The organism is Aerococcus sp. L_32 (genome assembly GCF_050689315.1).
In genome coordinates, this window is the sequence record NZ_JBOEQF010001061.1 from 1 (window position 1) to 637 (window position 637).

Below are 637 nucleotides of genomic sequence, written 5' to 3' on the forward strand. Positions count from 1 at the left end.
TAGGGCCATATTCTCAAGCCATTAGTGTGAATGGTACTGTTTATGTGTCTGGACAATTACCAATTGATCCAGCAACGGGTGAATTTGCGACTACTGATATTCAAGGGCAAACCCGTCAATCATTAACTAATATTCAAGCTATTTTAGCGGAAGCGGGATTGGATATGTCTAATGTAGTAAAGACAACCGTTTTATTGGATAATATTGATGATTTTGCGGCTATGAATGAAGTCTATGCTGAATTCTTTACAGGTGTAACGCCGGCTCGTGCTGCTTTTGAAGTTGCGGCAATTCCTAAAGGAGCACTAGTAGAAATTGAAGCGGTTGCCGTAGAAGGTTAATGTCTGAAAAATAAAATATAAGATTTGAAAGAGTAGCTTTCCAAGTGGAATTATAAAAAAGAAAATATTGAATAGCTTTTATGCGTGTTGATGAACGATCTCATCAACGCGTTTTTTTTTTGTTAGTATTCTAATAGAAAACGACCTGTCTTTTTGAATAGACGGGTCGTGAATCTTGTTTATAAAATATCTTCGAGTGTTGTTTTAAAGGTTTGCATACCCATTTTTTCATAGAAGGATTTGGCTGACTCGTTGAAGGCCCAAACGTTTAAGGTAATACGGCGGCATCCGGTGTC

1 protein-coding gene is annotated in these 637 nt (G+C 37.5%); it reads left to right on the forward strand.

Annotated features, from left to right (window positions below):
* A partial coding sequence (locus tag ACRCJ0_RS18190) for a Rid family detoxifying hydrolase (RefSeq protein ID WP_431391538.1) occupies nucleotides 1-341 on the forward strand: 341 nt, incomplete at its 5' end.
* Nucleotides 342-637: the final 296 nt, after the last annotated feature.